At 71.3% G+C, this 13,707-nt stretch carries 13 protein-coding genes and 5 pseudogenes; 7 read left to right on the top strand and 11 right to left on the bottom strand.

Translation table 11 applies throughout. The features are described 5' to 3' along the window. Positions 1–11 precede the first annotated feature (11 nt). The 6 genes and pseudogenes from PE066_RS02885 to PE066_RS02865 all read right to left on the bottom strand — a co-directional run. Complete coding sequence (locus tag PE066_RS02885) at positions 12–1,052, bottom strand: 3-oxoacyl-ACP synthase III family protein (RefSeq protein ID WP_271235059.1); 1,041 nt, start codon at positions 1,050–1,052, stop codon at positions 12–14. Positions 1,053–1,211: 159 nt separating this feature from the next. After that, complete coding sequence (locus PE066_RS02880) at positions 1,212–2,147, bottom strand: acyltransferase (RefSeq protein WP_271236491.1); 936 nt, start codon at positions 2,145–2,147, stop codon at positions 1,212–1,214. Positions 2,148–2,214: 67 nt separating this feature from the next. Beyond that, positions 2,215–2,709, bottom strand: a pseudogene (locus tag PE066_RS02875) (carbonic anhydrase); the annotation flags it as partial. A gap of 104 nt (positions 2,710–2,813) precedes the next feature. After that, a pseudogene (locus PE066_RS21410) lies at positions 2,814–2,960 on the bottom strand (peptidylprolyl isomerase); the annotation flags it as partial. Beyond that, positions 2,957–3,316, bottom strand: a complete 360-nt coding sequence (locus tag PE066_RS02870; protein ID WP_271236490.1) for a respiratory nitrate reductase subunit gamma — start codon at positions 3,314–3,316, stop codon at positions 2,957–2,959. The pseudogene PE066_RS21410 and the gene PE066_RS02870, both read right to left, overlap by 4 nt. 39 nt (positions 3,317–3,355) lie before the next feature. Further along, positions 3,356–3,814 (bottom strand): annotated as a pseudogene (locus PE066_RS02865) (4Fe-4S dicluster domain-containing protein); the annotation flags it as partial. Between the two features lie 248 nt (positions 3,815–4,062). Between PE066_RS02865 and PE066_RS02860 the strand changes: the two are divergent. Next, a complete protein-coding gene (locus tag PE066_RS02860) occupies positions 4,063–5,253 on the top strand; it encodes a hypothetical protein (protein WP_271235058.1) in 1,191 nt (396 codons plus the stop codon). Between the two features lie 12 nt (positions 5,254–5,265). Here PE066_RS02860 and PE066_RS02855 read toward each other — a convergent pair whose 3' ends face one another. The 5 genes and pseudogenes from PE066_RS02855 to PE066_RS02840 all read right to left on the bottom strand — a co-directional run bounded on the left by PE066_RS02855 (position 5,266) and on the right by PE066_RS02840 (position 7,631). After that, positions 5,266–5,913 (bottom strand): response regulator, encoded by a 648-nt coding sequence (locus PE066_RS02855; protein WP_271235057.1) that lies wholly within the window; start codon positions 5,911–5,913, stop codon positions 5,266–5,268. Between the two features lie 101 nt (positions 5,914–6,014). Continuing rightward, positions 6,015–6,353: pseudogene (locus PE066_RS02850) on the bottom strand (histidine kinase); the annotation flags it as partial. 62 nt (positions 6,354–6,415) lie between these two features. Then, positions 6,416–6,472: pseudogene (locus tag PE066_RS21405) on the bottom strand (hypothetical protein); the annotation flags it as partial. A 256-nt stretch (positions 6,473–6,728) separates the two neighbouring features. Beyond that, the gene (locus tag PE066_RS02845) at positions 6,729–7,151 is read right to left on the bottom strand and encodes a universal stress protein (protein WP_271235056.1); all 423 of its coding nucleotides are present in this window, start codon (positions 7,149–7,151) and stop codon (positions 6,729–6,731) included. A 36-nt stretch (positions 7,152–7,187) separates the two neighbouring features. Continuing rightward, positions 7,188–7,631 (bottom strand): universal stress protein, encoded by a 444-nt coding sequence (locus tag PE066_RS02840; protein ID WP_271235055.1) that lies wholly within the window; start codon positions 7,629–7,631, stop codon positions 7,188–7,190. 92 nt (positions 7,632–7,723) lie between these two features. Here PE066_RS02840 and PE066_RS02835 point away from each other — a divergent pair, with 92 nt between their 5' ends. From PE066_RS02835 to ccoP, 6 genes are all read left to right on the top strand, one after another. After that, a complete protein-coding gene (locus PE066_RS02835; RefSeq protein WP_271235054.1) occupies positions 7,724–10,021 on the top strand; it encodes a heavy metal translocating P-type ATPase in 2,298 nt (765 codons plus the stop codon). Between the two features lie 27 nt (positions 10,022–10,048). Then, entirely contained in the window at positions 10,049–10,186 is a 138-nt protein-coding gene (gene ccoS / locus PE066_RS02830; RefSeq protein ID WP_271235053.1) for a cbb3-type cytochrome oxidase assembly protein CcoS, read from the top strand. A 99-nt stretch (positions 10,187–10,285) separates the two neighbouring features. Then, positions 10,286–11,716 carry a cytochrome-c oxidase, cbb3-type subunit I gene (gene ccoN / locus PE066_RS02825; RefSeq protein WP_271235052.1) on the top strand — a complete coding sequence of 477 codons (1,431 nt, stop codon included), beginning with the start codon at positions 10,286–10,288 and terminating at the stop codon, positions 11,714–11,716. 19 nt (positions 11,717–11,735) lie between these two features. After that, positions 11,736–12,365, top strand: a complete 630-nt coding sequence (gene ccoO / locus PE066_RS02820; protein ID WP_271235051.1) for a cytochrome-c oxidase, cbb3-type subunit II — start codon at positions 11,736–11,738, stop codon at positions 12,363–12,365. 59 nt (positions 12,366–12,424) lie between these two features. Further along, positions 12,425–12,568: a cbb3-type cytochrome oxidase subunit 3 gene (locus PE066_RS02815; RefSeq protein WP_271235050.1), complete on the top strand. Its 144-nt coding sequence runs from the start codon at positions 12,425–12,427 to the stop codon at positions 12,566–12,568. Positions 12,569–12,582: 14 nt separating this feature from the next. Continuing rightward, positions 12,583–13,500, top strand: a complete 918-nt coding sequence (gene ccoP, locus PE066_RS02810; RefSeq protein ID WP_271235049.1) for a cytochrome-c oxidase, cbb3-type subunit III — start codon at positions 12,583–12,585, stop codon at positions 13,498–13,500. Positions 13,501–13,707: the final 207 nt, after the last annotated feature.

Genomic DNA, 13,707 nt, shown 5'->3' with positions numbered 1-13,707 from the left:
CCTCGCGGCGCTCAGAACACGAAGCGGCTGAGGGCGAACGACATGCCGGCGCTGCCCATCAGGCACATCACCTTGTCGCCCCTGGACAGCTTGCCGGCCTTGCGGGCCAGCGCCATGGCGGCCGGGATCGAAGCCGAGACGACGTTGCCGGTCTGCGGGTAGGCATGGAAGATCTTCTCGGCGAAGCCGTGCTGCCGGCCCACGTTGTCCCAGGCCGGCGTCGACGAGGCATGGGTGAACACGACGTCGGCCCGGGCCGGGTAGTCGCCGGCGCTCTGGATCAGCAGCGGCATCTCCTTGGCCATGTGGTCGTGCAATTCCGTGCCACGGGCGTTGAAGCGCCCTTCGCCGAGCGCCGCGACGGCCTCGGTGAGCTGGCAATAGCCTTCGTAGCCGGCCGTCGGGATCATGCACAGGTCCGCCAGGTCGGGCCGGGTGCGAAAGGTGATCTGGAAGTTGTCCGGCTGGTCCGGCAGCAGCAGGGTGGCGGTGGCGGCCTCGCCGATGGTGTACGAGGGCATCAGGTAGCCCAGCTCGTCGAGGTTGCGCACCCGGTAGTTCTCGGGGCAGCCGGCCGTGCCCTCGGTCATGTTGAACTCCGCGTTCACCACCAGCGCATTGCGGTAGCCGCCGGCCTTGAACAGGCTGTCCACGACGGACAGGGCGCGGGTCCAGCTCATGCAGGCATCGATGATGTCGAAGCACTGGGCCCGGTGCAGCCCGAGCGCCTGGGCCACCATGTACGAGTTGCCGGGTTCGCGAAAGCCCCCGCCGATGCCGACGTACACCAGCAGGTCGACCTCCTTGGGCCGCAGGCCCGAGGGCTCCAGCGCCTCCTGCACCGCGGTCGCCAGGTGGTCGATCGGCCGTTCACCGGGTTCGCGCCAATGGCGGTGGACGATGCCGCTGCGGTCGAGCAGGGTCTTGACGACCCGCAGCATCTTCTCGAGGTCGCCCTCGAAGCCGGTGGAGTGATGGCGGACGAGGTCCACCACGTCGTCGTTGCTGGCGCGCCGGCCCGGGAAGCTGGCGGCGACGGATTGAAAAATCATGGGCGTGCAGGATGAAGGCGACCTGCAGGGGCTCGGGTCGCCCGGTTTTTCTTGGAAGGAATGTGCAGCGCAGGTGGCGTGGCCGCCGGTGGCGGCAGCCGCTTGCGGCTTGCGGCCTCCATCTTAGGCGAGCGCAGGGCGCGCGCCGGGGCCGCCGGCTCACCCCGGCCCGGAGGTCGCGCCGGGTTTGCGCCAGATCGTGTCGGCCTCGCCACGCATCTGCGCGATCTGCCGGTCCTTGTCCTGCCACAGCTGGTCCAGCCACTGGTGGAACGACGAGCGCAGCGCCGGGTCGCCCTCGTAGTCGCCGCTGCAGAACACCTCGGGGATGGCCAGCTCGCGGATGTGGACCCGGACCTGCGGCACCCGGCCGCACAGGAAATCCCAGAACGTGGGCGCACCGGCCGGGTAGACGATGGTCACGTCCACCAGGCTGCGAAAGCGCGTGCCCAGGGCGCCCAGCGCGAAGGCCAGCGCGCCGGCCTTGGGCTTGAGCAGGTGCTGGTAGGGCGAGCGCTGGCCGCGGTGCTTGGCGGCGGTGAAGCGCGTGCCTTCCGCGAAGTTGGTGACGCTGGTGGGCGCCAGCGCGAACTTCTCGCAGGCGCGGCGGGTGGTCTCGGCATCCTGCCGGCGCAGCGCCGGGTTGGCCCGCAGCGCCGACTTGCCGTGGCGCCGCATGAACGGAAAGTCCAGCGCCCACCAGGCCAGCCCGATCACCGGCACGTAGATCAGTTCCTGCTTCAGGAAGAACTTCAGCAGCGGGATGCGCCGGCCCAGGACGCGCTGCAGCACGAAGATGTCGACCCAGCTCTGGTGGTTGGCGTTGACCAGGTACCAGCCGCCGGGCTTGAGGCCCTCGCCGCCCTGCACCTGCCAGCGGGTGGGCTGCGTCAGCCGCATCCAGCCGGTGTTGCAGGCGATCCAGGCGGTGGCCACCGCATTGAGCAGCGGATCGAGGCGGCGGCGCACCGGCTCGAAGGGCAGGGCCAGCTTCACCAGCGCCAGCGCGAACAGCACCAGGCACCAGAACAGGGTGTTGGCCGAGACCAGCACGAACGCGAAGGCGCCGCGCAGCGCCTGCGCCAGCTTGCGCAATCCGGTCACTGGACGACCCTCCGCACGACGTGCTTCGGGATGAGCGCTTGGGAGCGGCCCGGCGCGCTCATGCCGCCGGGTACGCAGCCGGTTGCGGCGCCTCCACGTGGGGAGGATAAGGGCCGGTGCCGGCATGCGAAGCCTGCGCGGCCGGCACGAAGCCGCCCTGCGCCGCATCGAACACATGCACTTCGCCGGTCTCGATCACATAGTGCCAGCCGTGCAGCGCCAGCCGCCCGGACTCGACGCGCTCTCGCACCATCGGGTAATCCATCAAACGTTCCAGTTGCAGCTCGACCGAGCGCTGCTCGGTGCGGCGCAGGTCCTCGGGGGTGGAGCACACCGGCAAGGCGGCATCGGTGGCCAGCTTCAGCCACTCCTTGAGGACCACGGCCCCTGGGGGCACGCCCTCGTAGACGGCACGGATCGCGCCGCAGTGGCTGTGGCCGCACACCACGATGTGCTCGACCTCCAGGGCGAGCACGGCGAACTCCACGGCCGCCATCGTACCGTGCAGGCCGCGCGAGCCGTCGTAAGGCGGCACGAGGGCCCCCACGTTGCGCGCACCAGCCGCGGCTTCAGCCCGGTGTGCTGCTGCGCGCCGGGGGCGTGGAACAGCTCGTGGGCCAGCTCCTCGGCCAACTCGCGCGGGCCCAGCCAGCCCAGCTCGCCGTCCTGGCCGCCGCTGGGGCAGTTGGACAGCTCGCGCGCCAGCTCGCCGAAGCGGTGCGGCGATGCGTCCTTGCGCGTGAGTTCCAGCAGCGCCTGCTCGGCCCGCGCCGCCAGCGCCTGGACGTCGACCTTTTCGGTCACGGCGAACAGGATGTGGCGCAGCAGGCCTGGGCGTCCCCGACGAAGCGCTCGCCGTGGCCCTCGTAGTAGCGGCACGCCTCTTCTTCGGTGGGCTGGCGCGTGGGCACTTCGGCTTCCACCATCGCCTCGATCACCGACTGCTCGGCATCGGTCAGGGCCGGGGACTGCAGCACCACGGTGCCGGGCAGCAGGCCCTGGCGCACCATCATCATGCCGCCGTCCAGGTGCTGGGTCGACAGCGGGATGGTGGCCAGGCCGAGGGCGAACTGCAGCCACCGCAGCCCCAGCAGCACGATGTCGCCGGTGCGCGAGGTCGCGCGGATGCGCGGATCCCCCAGCCGGCGGTGCAGCAGCATCGTCACGCCGGCGAAGCCGAGCAGGCCGCCCGACACCATGGCCTTGCCGGTCTGCCAGTTGTAGTAGATCTTCTTGTAGGGGCAGCCCGAGACGCACATGCGCCAGCCGCGGCACTTGTCCTGGTCGATCAGGACGATGCCGTCCTCCTCGCGCTTGTAGATCGATCCGGACGGGCAGGAGGCCACGCACGCCGGGTTGAGGCAGTGCTCGCACAGGCGCGGCAGGTACATCATGAAGGTGTTCTCGAACTGGCCGACCATGGCCTTCTGGACCTGCTCGAAGTTCGCGAAGTTGGCGTCCTTGCTGCGCTTGGAGAACTCGCCGCCGAGGATTTCCTCCCAGTTGGGGCCCCACTCGATCTTCTGCATGCGCTGGCCGGTGACCAGGCTGCGCGGGCGCGCGGTGGGCGCCGCCTTCATCTCCGGCGCCGCCTGCAGGTGCTCGTAGTCGAAGGTGAAGGGCTCGTAGTAGTCGTCGATCTGCGGCAGGTTGGGTCGGCTCTGTCGCCCCCCGCGATGACGCGTCGTCCCCCGCCATGACCCGCCATCCCCCGCGCAGGCGGGGGATCCACCGCAACGCGCCTGCAGCCTCGAACGGGCGCCAACCTGTCCCGCGCGCCCGACGCGATCCCGCCGCACATCCCTGCGACATCCTTCACGCCCGCGCGCTGCAAGGCGCCGGCGTCCCGGCGCACGATCGGCCTGCAGGACGGCTGCCGTTAGCATGGCCGCGCCTGGAGCCCCCGATGTCCTGCGTCCCCAGTGCCCTCCCTTCGCCCCCCTGCATCGCCGCGCTTGCCGCGGCGCTGCTGCTGCCGTGCGCCGGCGCGCAGGACGTGCTGCCGCTCGCGTCCGCGGCGCCCTCCGGCGCGGTGCTGTCGCCGGCGCCGGGGCTGCGGATCCAGTACGAGCCGCTGGGTGCGGGGTCCGGCCCGCCCGCCGGCCGGCTCGACGGCGCGCTGGACACCGGCCGCGGCACGCTGCGCGGCAGCCTGCGCATCGACCCGGCCGCGCAGGCGCCGCTGCAGCGGCTGGACGCGAACTGGGCCTCGCAGCTGCCCGGCCCCTGGCAGACGCTGGTGGTGGGCGAGACCCACGGCAGCGGCGGCGGCTGGAGCCAGCCGGTGGCGCTGACCGGGCTGCGCTTCGGCCGGCCGCTGGCCTGGCGCGCGCCGCCGCCCGACACCGACAACGGCGTCCACCTGCCCGGATTCGCGCCCTCGCAGCCCTGGCCTCCGGGCGGACTCGCGCTGCCGCCGGCGCTGCGCCTGCGCGACGCCGCGGGTGCGGCGATGCAGGACTCGCGCGCGCTGCTGGCGCCCGGCGCGCTGGCCGGCGGCCCGCCGGTGCAAGGGCCGCAGACGCTGCAACCCGGCGCCACCGATTACGAGGTGGAGCTTGGCCGGCTGCGCGAGCAGCCGGGCGGCTTCGCGGCGGCCGGCTGGCGCGTCGGGCTGCTGCAGGGGCTGACGGCGGAAGCGCGCGCGGAGTGGATGGCCGAGCGCGTCGCCCACGGCGTGGAACTGGTGCAGTCCGCCGGCGCCGGCACGCTGCAGGCCAGCGTGGCGCAGGCGGCCGGCGGGCAGGGCTCGGGCCTGCGCTGGGCGATGGGCTGGGTGCAGGGCGGCGAGGACGGCCACTGGCGCCTGGGCTGGGACGGCTCGGAGCGCGGCTTCACCAACACCGGCGGCGGCATGGAGCCGCGCGCCGCACTGCGGGCCGCCACCGGCTGGAAGCTGGGTCGCTCGGCGCGCGCCGACCTGAGCTACACGCGCTCGCTGGCCTGGGATGCCGCGCTGCCCGATGCCACCCTCAAGCTGGCCACCCGCTGGCCGCTGGCGCGCCGGCTGGACCTGTCGCTGGGGGTGTCGCTGCAGGACGGCAGCCAGCCCGGCTGGGGCGCGGCGATGTCGCTGTCGGTGCCGCTGGGCGACTGAAGGCGGCCGGCGCTACTGCAGCCGGCTGGCGAACACGGCCGCCTGCACCCGCGAGCTGAGCCCGAGCTTGCGCAGGATGTTCTGCACGTGGATCTTGACCGTGGTCTCGGCGATCGACAGGCTGCGTGCGATCTCCTTGTTGCTGGCGCCGCGCGCGATCTCCTGCAGCACCTCCTGCTCGCGCGCCGACAGCACCGCCAGCGGGTCGGCCGGCGCGGCCACGGCCGGTTGCCGCAGCGCCGCCAGCAGCCGCGGCGTGAGCTCCGGGCTGACCACGGTCTCGCCGCCCATGGCGCGCCGGATGGCGGCCACCAGGTCCTCGCCGTCGATGGTCTTGAGCAGGTAGCCCTGGGCGCCGTTGCGCAGCGCGGCCTGCACGTCCAGCTCGTCCTCGCTGACGGTGAGCATCAGCACCACGGCCTGCGGGCAGGCCTCGCGCAGGCCGGCCAGCGCCTGGATGCCGGTGACGCCGGGCAGGTGGTTGTCCAGCAGGATCACGTCGGGCTGCAGCCGCTGCGCCTCGCGCACGGCCTGGCCGGCGTCGCCCGCCTCGCCGGCCACCTGCACGCCGGGCTGACTGGCCAGCAGCGCCACCAGGCCGCGCCGGAACAGGGTGTGGTCATCGACCACCAGCAGGCGGAACGGCGGGTTGGCGCTCATGCCACGGCCTCCTCGCGCGCCGCCTCGAAAGCGGCCGTGCCGGCCGGCGGCAGCTCCAGCAGCATCGAGCAGCCGCCGCCCGGCTGCGACTGCACCTGCACGCGCGCGCCGGTGTCGAGTTCGCCGGCCACGCGTTCGAGCGCGGCGCGGTCGCGCTGCTGCAGGGCTGCGCGCAGCAGCTGCACCTGGATCTTGAGGAACGCGAGCGACTGCGCGATCGAGTCGTGCAGCTCGCTGGCCAGCAGCGTGCGCTCCTGCGTCACCGCGGCCTCGCGCTCCAGCGCGCCGGCGCGCAGCCCCTCCATGGCGCCGGCCAGGTGGCCGGCCAGCGCGTCGAGCAGCTCGCGGTCGGAGGCGGCCGCATCGGACGTGCCGGTGAAGAACAGGTTGACCTCGCCCAGCACCTGGTCGTGCAGCCGGATCGGCACCGACACGAGCGTGGGCGGCCGGGGTCGCCCCGGTCGAGCAGGTCGACGATGCCGTCGAAGGTGTGGGCGATGCGCTGGGCGCCGGCGCTGTCGCCGTGCTCGACGGTGGAGGCGAGCCGGTAGGTCAGCATGCGCAGCCGCCCGGCCTCGTTGACCGCCGCGGCGCCGCCTTCCAGGCGCCAGCTCACCCACAGCGTCAGCCCGGTGGAGGTGAGCGCCACCACGAGAAAGGCGATCCCGTTGACGACCAGCTTGGAAGTGAGCGTCCAGGCGCCTTTCATCTCGGCCCACGACAGCCGGGCTGGCGCAGAAGGCGGTTGACCGAAGTCAATCGGGCCGGCGGCGCGTCAGCGGACCCGGCGCAACGTCGGGTCGTGCCCTCGGCCGCTACTTGACCAGCAGCACCGGCACCTGCGAATCGACCAGCACGCGCTGGGCGACGCTGCCCATGACGGCGCGGCCGATCATGCCGTAGCCGTGGGTGCCCATGACGATCATGTGCGCGCCGGACCGCTTGGCGGCGCCGACGATCTGCGAGGCCGGCTCGCCGGTCTTCCAGTCGCAGCGGTGGTTCAGGCCCTTGCGCTCGAGGTACTTGCGGATCGGCGACAGCACCTTCTCGGCCTCTTCCTCGTGGTAGCTGTTGACGGCGGCGGTACCCACCATGCTGCGCACGCGCGGCGGCATGGCCGGCTGCACGTTGATGACCAGGATCTCGTCCTCGGGTCCGGCCAGCGATTCGTGCGTGGCGAGGAAGGCCAGGGCTTTCTTGGTGTACTTGCTGCCGTCGGCGGCGAGGACGATGCGCATGGGAAGGGCTCCTTGTTGGGGTCTGTTGGGATGGGGCTAGCGTAGCACCAGCACCGGCAGGTTTCCGCGCGTGAGCACGTGCTGGGTCTCGCTGCCCAGCAGCAGGCGCTGCAGGCCGCGGCGCCCGTGCGAGGCCATCACGACCAGGTCGCAGCGGTGCTTCTTGGCCGCGCTCAGGATGGCATCGGCGACCGCATCCGACTGCGCCACCACGCCGCGCGCCCGCACGCCGGCCGCCTGCGCGGCGCGCACCGCGGCATCGGCCACCGACTGCCCCTTGTCGGCCCACTGCCCCTCGATCCGGGCGATGTCCTCCGGCTCGATCGCGATGGCGCCCTGGAAGAAGTCGGTGGGGTAGCGCGGCACCACGTGCAGCACCACCAGTTCGGCCTGCAGCGGCGCCGCTAGGCCGATGGCGGTCTTCACCGCCTTGCGCGAGAGGCTGGAATCGTCGGTGGCGACAAGGATGCGTTGGTACATGGCGGGGCTCTCCTCGATCTTGCAGCGTAGCGCAGGGCCTTGATTGACTTTGGTCAACTGGAAGCTAGCATCCCGCCGCTACCCTTTGCCGCATGCCGTCCGTACCCCTCGCCTTGCCGATCGATGCGGCCGTGCCGCCCCCCGACTGGGCTCCGGTGCTGGACGAGCCCGGTGCCTGGCAGGAATTCAGCCGGCCGCTGGCCGGCCGCGACGGCTGGTGGGAGTCGTACATCGCCATCGAGGGCATGTACTGCGCCGCCTGCACCCTGACCATCGAGCAGGCGATCGGGCAGCTGGCCGGGGTCGAATCGGTGCAGGTCAATGGCAGCACGGCCACCGCGCGCGTGGTCTGGACGCCGCAGCGCAGCCAGCCGTCCGACTGGTGGCGTGCGCTGGAGAAGGCCGGCTACCGCGGCCTGCCCGCCGGCGACGAACTGCAGGCGCAGCCGCGCCAGCGCGAGCGCCGCAAGCTGCTGTGGCGCTGGCTGGTGGCGGGCTTCTGCATGATGCAGGTGATGATGTACGCGGTGCCGGCGTACATCGCCGAGCCGGGCGAGATGACGCCCGACATCGCCTCGCTGCTGCGCTGGGCCTCCTGGATGCTCACCGTGCCGGTGCTGCTGTTCTCCTGCCAGCCGTTCTTCGCCTCGGCCTGGCGCGATCTGCGCCACCGGCGCATCGGCATGGACGTGCCGGTGACGCTGGGCATCCTGATCGCCTTCGGCGCCAGCAGCATCGCCACGATCGATCCGGCCGGGCCGCTCGGTGCCGAGGTCTGGTACGACTCGGTCACCATGTTCGTGTTCTTCCTGCTGTCCGGCCGCCTGCTCGAGCAGCGCCTGCGCGACCGCACCGCCGGCTCGCTGGAGGCGCTGATGCGCCGTCTGCCGGCCAGCGTGGAGCGCCGGCGCGCCGACGGCGCGTTCGAGCGGGTGGCGGTGCGGCGGCTGCGGGCCGGCGACGTGGTGCGCGTGCTGCCGGGCGAGGCGTTCCCGGCCGACGGCACCGTGCTGGAAGGCGACAGCCGGGCCGACGAGGCGCTGCTGACCGGCGAATCGCGGCCGCTGCCGCGCGGCGCCGGCGACGCCGTGATCGCCGGCAGCCACAACCTGGCGGCGGCGCTGCTGGTGCGGGTCGAGAAGGTCGGCGAGGACACCCGCTACGCCGCCATCGTGGCGCTGATGGAGCGCGCCTCGGTCGACAAGCCGCGGCTGGCCCGGCTGGCCGACCGCGTCGCCGGCCCCTTCCTGCTGGCGGTGCTGGCGGCCGCGGTGGCGGCGGCCGCCGCCTGGTGGCCCTCCGGCCCGGGCCATGCGCTGGGCATCGCGGTGGCGGTGCTGATCGTCACCTGCCCCTGCGCGCTGTCGCTGGCCACCCCGGCCGCGACGCTGGCGGCGGCCGGGGCGCTGGCGCGGCGCGGCATCCTGGTGCGGCGGCTGGAGGCGCTGGAATCGGCCGCGTCGGTCGACACCGTGGTGTTCGACAAGACCGGCACGCTCACGCGCGACCGCATGTCGGTGATGGATGTGCGCACCCGGGCCGGCCTGCTGCCGCACGAGGCGCTGGAGCTGGCCTCGGCGCTGGCGGGGCATTCGCTGCACCCGGCCTCGCGCGCGCTGGCCGCGGCCAGCGGGCCCGGCCGCTGGCAGGCCAGCGGGGTGCGGGAGATCGCCGGCCAGGGCCTGGAGGGCACGGTGGCGGCCGGCGATGGCGGGCCGCGCCAGCGCCTGCGGCTCGGTTCGGCCGCCCTGTGCAGCGCGCCCGACAGCCGCAGCGCGGTGGCGGAAGCGCACCTGGCCGACGAGCACGGCTGGCTGGCCACCTTCAGCCTGGACGAATCGCTGCGCGAGGATGCGGCGCCGGCGGTGGAGCGCCTGCAGCAGCGCGGCTTCGGCGTGCAGCTGCTGTCCGGCGACCGCACCCGCGCCGTGCGCCGGCTGGCCTGGCGCGCCGGCATCGAATGGAGCTGGGGGCGGCAATCGCCCGAGGACAAGCTGGACCACGTGCGCGGGCAGCAGGACCGGGGCCGCCGGGTGGCGATGGTGGGCGACGGGCTGAACGACGGGCCGGTGCTGGCGCGCGCCGACGTCTCGTTCGCGATGGGGCAGGGCGTGCCGCTGGCACAATCGCGCTCCGATTTCGTGGTGCTGGGCGGCCAGCTCGAGGCCATCCCGGCGGTGCTGGCGCTGGCGCGCCGCACCCGCCGCATCGTGCGCCAGAACCTGGCCTGGGCGGCCGGCTACAACGCCGTCTGCGTGCCGCTGGCGCTGGTTGGCTGGATGCCGCCCTGGCTGGCCGGCCTGGGCATGGCCGCCAGTTCGCTGCTGGTGGTCGCCAATGCCGCCCGGCTGTCGCGACCGGAGCGTGCCCCCCTGTCGCCTGGCGCCTAGCGCCTGGCGCCCCATCCCCTCGGACCCATGGACATTCTTTTCCTCCTCATCCCCCTCTCGGTCGTGCTCGGCCTGCTGATCCTGGGCGCCCTGGCCTGGGCCGTCTGGCGCGGGCAGTTCGAGTCGGTCGACGCCGAGGCGCAACGTATCCTCGACGAGGGCTGAAGGGGCGCGCCCCCGGAGCCGGAGCCGTTGACTTTCATCAACCAGGCGCAAGCCATCGACCCCGACACTCGAAGGGTCTCCACAAGAGGTGTTTTCCCGATGAACGTTTCATCCTCCCCTGCCCAGTACCACGACACCGTGGTGCGGCAGTTCTCGCTGATGGCGGTCGTCTGGGGCGTGGTGGGCATGCTGGTTGGCGTGTTCATCGCGGCCCAGCTGGCCTGGCCGGAACTGAACTTCGGCATTCCCTGGCTCAGCTACGGGCGCCTGCGTCCGCTGCACACCAACGCGGTGATCTTCGCGTTCGGCGGCAGCGCGCTGTTCGCCACCAGCTACTACGTGGTGCAGCGCACCTGCCACGTGCCGCTGTTCCTGCCCAGGCTGGCCTCGTTCACCTTCTGGGGCTGGCAGGCGGTGATCGTCGCTGCGGCCATCAGCCTGCCGCTGGGCTACACCTCCGGCAAGGAGTACGCCGAGCTGGAGTGGCCGATCGACATCCTGATCACCGCGGTGTGGGTGGCCTACGCGGTGGTGTTCTTCGGCACCATCGGCATCCGCAAGGTGCGCCACATCTACGTGGCCAACTGGTTCTACGGCGCCTACATCATCGCGGTGGCGCTGCTGCACCTGGTCAACAGCGCGGCCATTCCGGCCGGCTGGATGAAGTCGTACTCGGCCTACGCCGGCGTGCAGGACGCGATGGTGCAGTGGTGGTACGGCCATAACGCGGTGGGCTTCTTCCTGACCGCCGCCTTCCTGGGGATGATGTACTACTTCATCCCGAAGCAGGCCGAGCGCCCGGTCTACAGCTACCGGCTGTCGATCGTGCACTTCTGGGCGCTGATCTTCACCTACATGTGGGCCGGCCCGCACCACCTGCACTACACCGCGCTGCCGGACTGGACCCAGTCGGTCGGCATGCTGTTCTCGCTGATCCTGCTGGCGCCCAGCTGGGGCGGGATGATCAACGGCATGATGACCCTGTCGGGCGCCTGGCACAAGCTGCGCGACGACCCGGTGCTGCGCTTCCTGATCGTGTCGCTGTCGTTCTACGGCATGAGCACCTTCGAGGGCCCGCTGATGTCGATCAAGACCGTCAACGCCCTGTCGCACTACACCGACTGGACGGTCGGCCACGTGCACTCGGGTGCGCTCGGCTGGGTCGGCCTGATCACCATGGGCTCGCTGTACTACCTGATCCCGCGCCTGTTCGGCCAGAAGAAGATGTACTCGATCAAGGCCATCGAGCTGCACTTCTGGACCGCCACCATCGGCATCGTGCTGTACATCGCCGCGATGTGGATCGCCGGCGTGATGCAGGGCCTGATGTGGCGCGCCGTCAACACCGACGGCACCCTGACCTACACCTTCGTCGAATCGGTCAAGGCGAGCTACCCCTTCTACGTGATCCGCGTGCTCGGCGGCCTGCTGTACCTGGGCGGGATGCTGGTGATGGCGTGGAACACCTGGATGACGGTGGCCGGCGGGCGCGCGGTGCGCGTCAACGTGCCGGCGCCGCAAGCGGCCTGACCCCGGGAGGAAAGAGATCATGAGCGACAACGCCAATTCGCAAGCCGGTTTCAGCCACGAGAAGGTCGAGACCAGCAACTTCCTGATGATCGTGCTGATCCTGCTGGTCGTCGCCATCGGCGGCCTGGTGGAGATCGTGCCGCTGTTCTTCCAGAAGTCCACCACCGAGCCGGTGCAGGGCCTCAAGCCCTACACCGCGCTGCAGGTGGCCGGCCGCGACATCTACCTGCGCGAGGGCTGCTACAACTGCCACTCGCAGATGATCCGGCCGTTCCGCGCCGAGACCCTGCGCTACGGCCACTACTCGGTGGCCGGCGAGTTCGTCTACGACCGCCCGTTCCAGTGGGGCAGCAAGCGCACCGGCCCCGACCTGCACCGCGTGGGCGGCAAGTACAGCGACGAGTGGCACCGCATCCACCTGGTGAACCCGCGCGACGTGGTGCCCGAGTCCAACATGCCGGCCTACCCCTGGCTGGAGAAGAACCCGGCCGACGCCGGCAGCATCGCCACCCACATGAAGGCGCTGCGCATCGCGGGCGTGCCCTACACCGACCAGGAGATCGCCGAGGCGCCGGCCCAGCTCAAGGGCAAGACCGAGATGGACGCGCTGGTGGCGTACCTGCAGTCCCTGGGACTCGCATTGAAATGAACTTGGGGACAGACCAAGCGCGCAGCGATTGCTCTGTCCCCGACTGACTAGGGCAAGACATGGAATTCGACGTCACCACCCTGCGCATCGCGGCCACGCTGGCCTCGTTCGCGACCTTCATCGCCATCGCCGCCTGGGCCTATGCCCGGCGCAACCGCGGCCGCTTCGACGAGGCCGCGGAGATCCCCTTCCAGCAAGACTGAGAGCCGAGGACGTCATGAGCGACTTCACGGGCAATTTCTGGTCGGTCTACGTGGCCGGCATCACCCTGGCCGGCATCATCGGCTGCCTGGTCCTGCTGTGGCTGACCGCCCGCAAGAAGGTGGCTTCCACCACCGACAACACCACCGGCCACGTCTGGGACGAGGACCTGACCGAGATGAACAACCCCATGCCGCGCTGGTGGATGTGGCTGTTCGTGCTCACCGTCATCTTCTCGCTGCTGTACCTGGTGGCCTACCCGGGGCTGGGCACCTACCAGGGCAAGCTGGACTGGAGCTCCAAGTCCGAGTACGAGAAGGAAGTCAAGCGCGCCAACGAGGCACTGGCGCCGCTGTACGCGCAGTTCACGGCGCGCAAGGCCGAGGAGGTGGCCGGCGATCCGCAGGCCATGGCCATCGGCGAGCGCCTGTTCATGAACAACTGCGCCCAGTGCCACGGCTCGGATGCGCGCGGCAGCAAGGGTTTCCCGAACCTGGCCGACGGCGACTGGCTGCACGGCGGCTCGCCCGCCAAGATCGCCGAGTCCATCAAGGCCGGCCGGGTCGGCGTGATGCCCCCGATGGCCGCCGCGGTGGGCGGCTCGGACGACGTGAAGAACGTGGCGCACTACGTGCTGTCGCTGTCCAACAGCCCGCACGACTCGCTGCGCGCCCAACTGGGCAAGTCCAAGTTCGGCGCCTGCGCCGCCTGCCACGGCGCCGACGGCAAGGGCAACGCGGCGCTGGGCGCGCCCAACCTGGCCGACGACACCTGGCTGCACGGCTGGGGCGAGCAGGCCATCGTCAACATCGTCACCAGCGGCAAGACCAACAGCATGCCGGCCCAGGAGGGCAAGCTGACCGACGCCCAGATCCACGTGCTGGCGTCCTACGTCTGGGGCCTGTCCAACAAGCCCGCCCAAGCCAAGCCTTGAAACGAGGGCCCCGAAGTGGGGCTCACAAGCAGATGGGGGTCAGATTCCGGATTCCGGCGGCCTGCCGGAATCCGGGGTCTGACCCCCATTTCGTATGGCTGCCGGCATCCGGCGTTGGGTCGGGGCTCCTGCTTTGGTTTCCGTCCCCGAGGGTTCTTGGGGTCGATTGACTTAAGGCAAACCCTTAAAGCTGGGGCAAGGGCACGA

It is taken from the genome of Ramlibacter tataouinensis (assembly GCF_027941915.1).
GTDB classification, from domain to species: Bacteria; Pseudomonadota; Gammaproteobacteria; order Burkholderiales; family Burkholderiaceae_C; genus Ramlibacter; species Ramlibacter tataouinensis_C.
The sequence above is the reverse complement of the archived record's forward strand: the minus strand, read 5'-3'. Positions and strand labels throughout refer to the sequence as shown.

Coding starts and splice junctions, on each gene's coding strand:
- PE066_RS02885 (WP_271235059.1), bottom strand. CDS start 1,052: ATGATTTTTCAATCCGTCGCCGCCAGCTTCCCGGGCCGGCGCGCCAGC.
- PE066_RS02870 (WP_271236490.1), bottom strand. CDS start 3,316: ATGCTGCTGCACCGCCGGCTGGGGGATCCGCGCATCCGCGCGACCTCG.
- PE066_RS02860 (WP_271235058.1), top strand. CDS start 4,063: ATGTCCTGCGTCCCCAGTGCCCTCCCTTCGCCCCCCTGCATCGCCGCG.
- PE066_RS02855 (WP_271235057.1), bottom strand. CDS start 5,913: ATGAGCGCCAACCCGCCGTTCCGCCTGCTGGTGGTCGATGACCACACC.
- PE066_RS02845 (WP_271235056.1), bottom strand. CDS start 7,151: ATGCGCATCGTCCTCGCCGCCGACGGCAGCAAGTACACCAAGAAAGCC.
- PE066_RS02840 (WP_271235055.1), bottom strand. CDS start 7,631: ATGTACCAACGCATCCTTGTCGCCACCGACGATTCCAGCCTCTCGCGC.
- PE066_RS02835 (WP_271235054.1), top strand. CDS start 7,724: ATGCCGTCCGTACCCCTCGCCTTGCCGATCGATGCGGCCGTGCCGCCC.
- ccoS (WP_271235053.1), top strand. CDS start 10,049: ATGGACATTCTTTTCCTCCTCATCCCCCTCTCGGTCGTGCTCGGCCTG.
- ccoN (WP_271235052.1), top strand. CDS start 10,286: ATGAACGTTTCATCCTCCCCTGCCCAGTACCACGACACCGTGGTGCGG.
- ccoO (WP_271235051.1), top strand. CDS start 11,736: ATGAGCGACAACGCCAATTCGCAAGCCGGTTTCAGCCACGAGAAGGTC.
- PE066_RS02815 (WP_271235050.1), top strand. CDS start 12,425: ATGGAATTCGACGTCACCACCCTGCGCATCGCGGCCACGCTGGCCTCG.
- ccoP (WP_271235049.1), top strand. CDS start 12,583: ATGAGCGACTTCACGGGCAATTTCTGGTCGGTCTACGTGGCCGGCATC.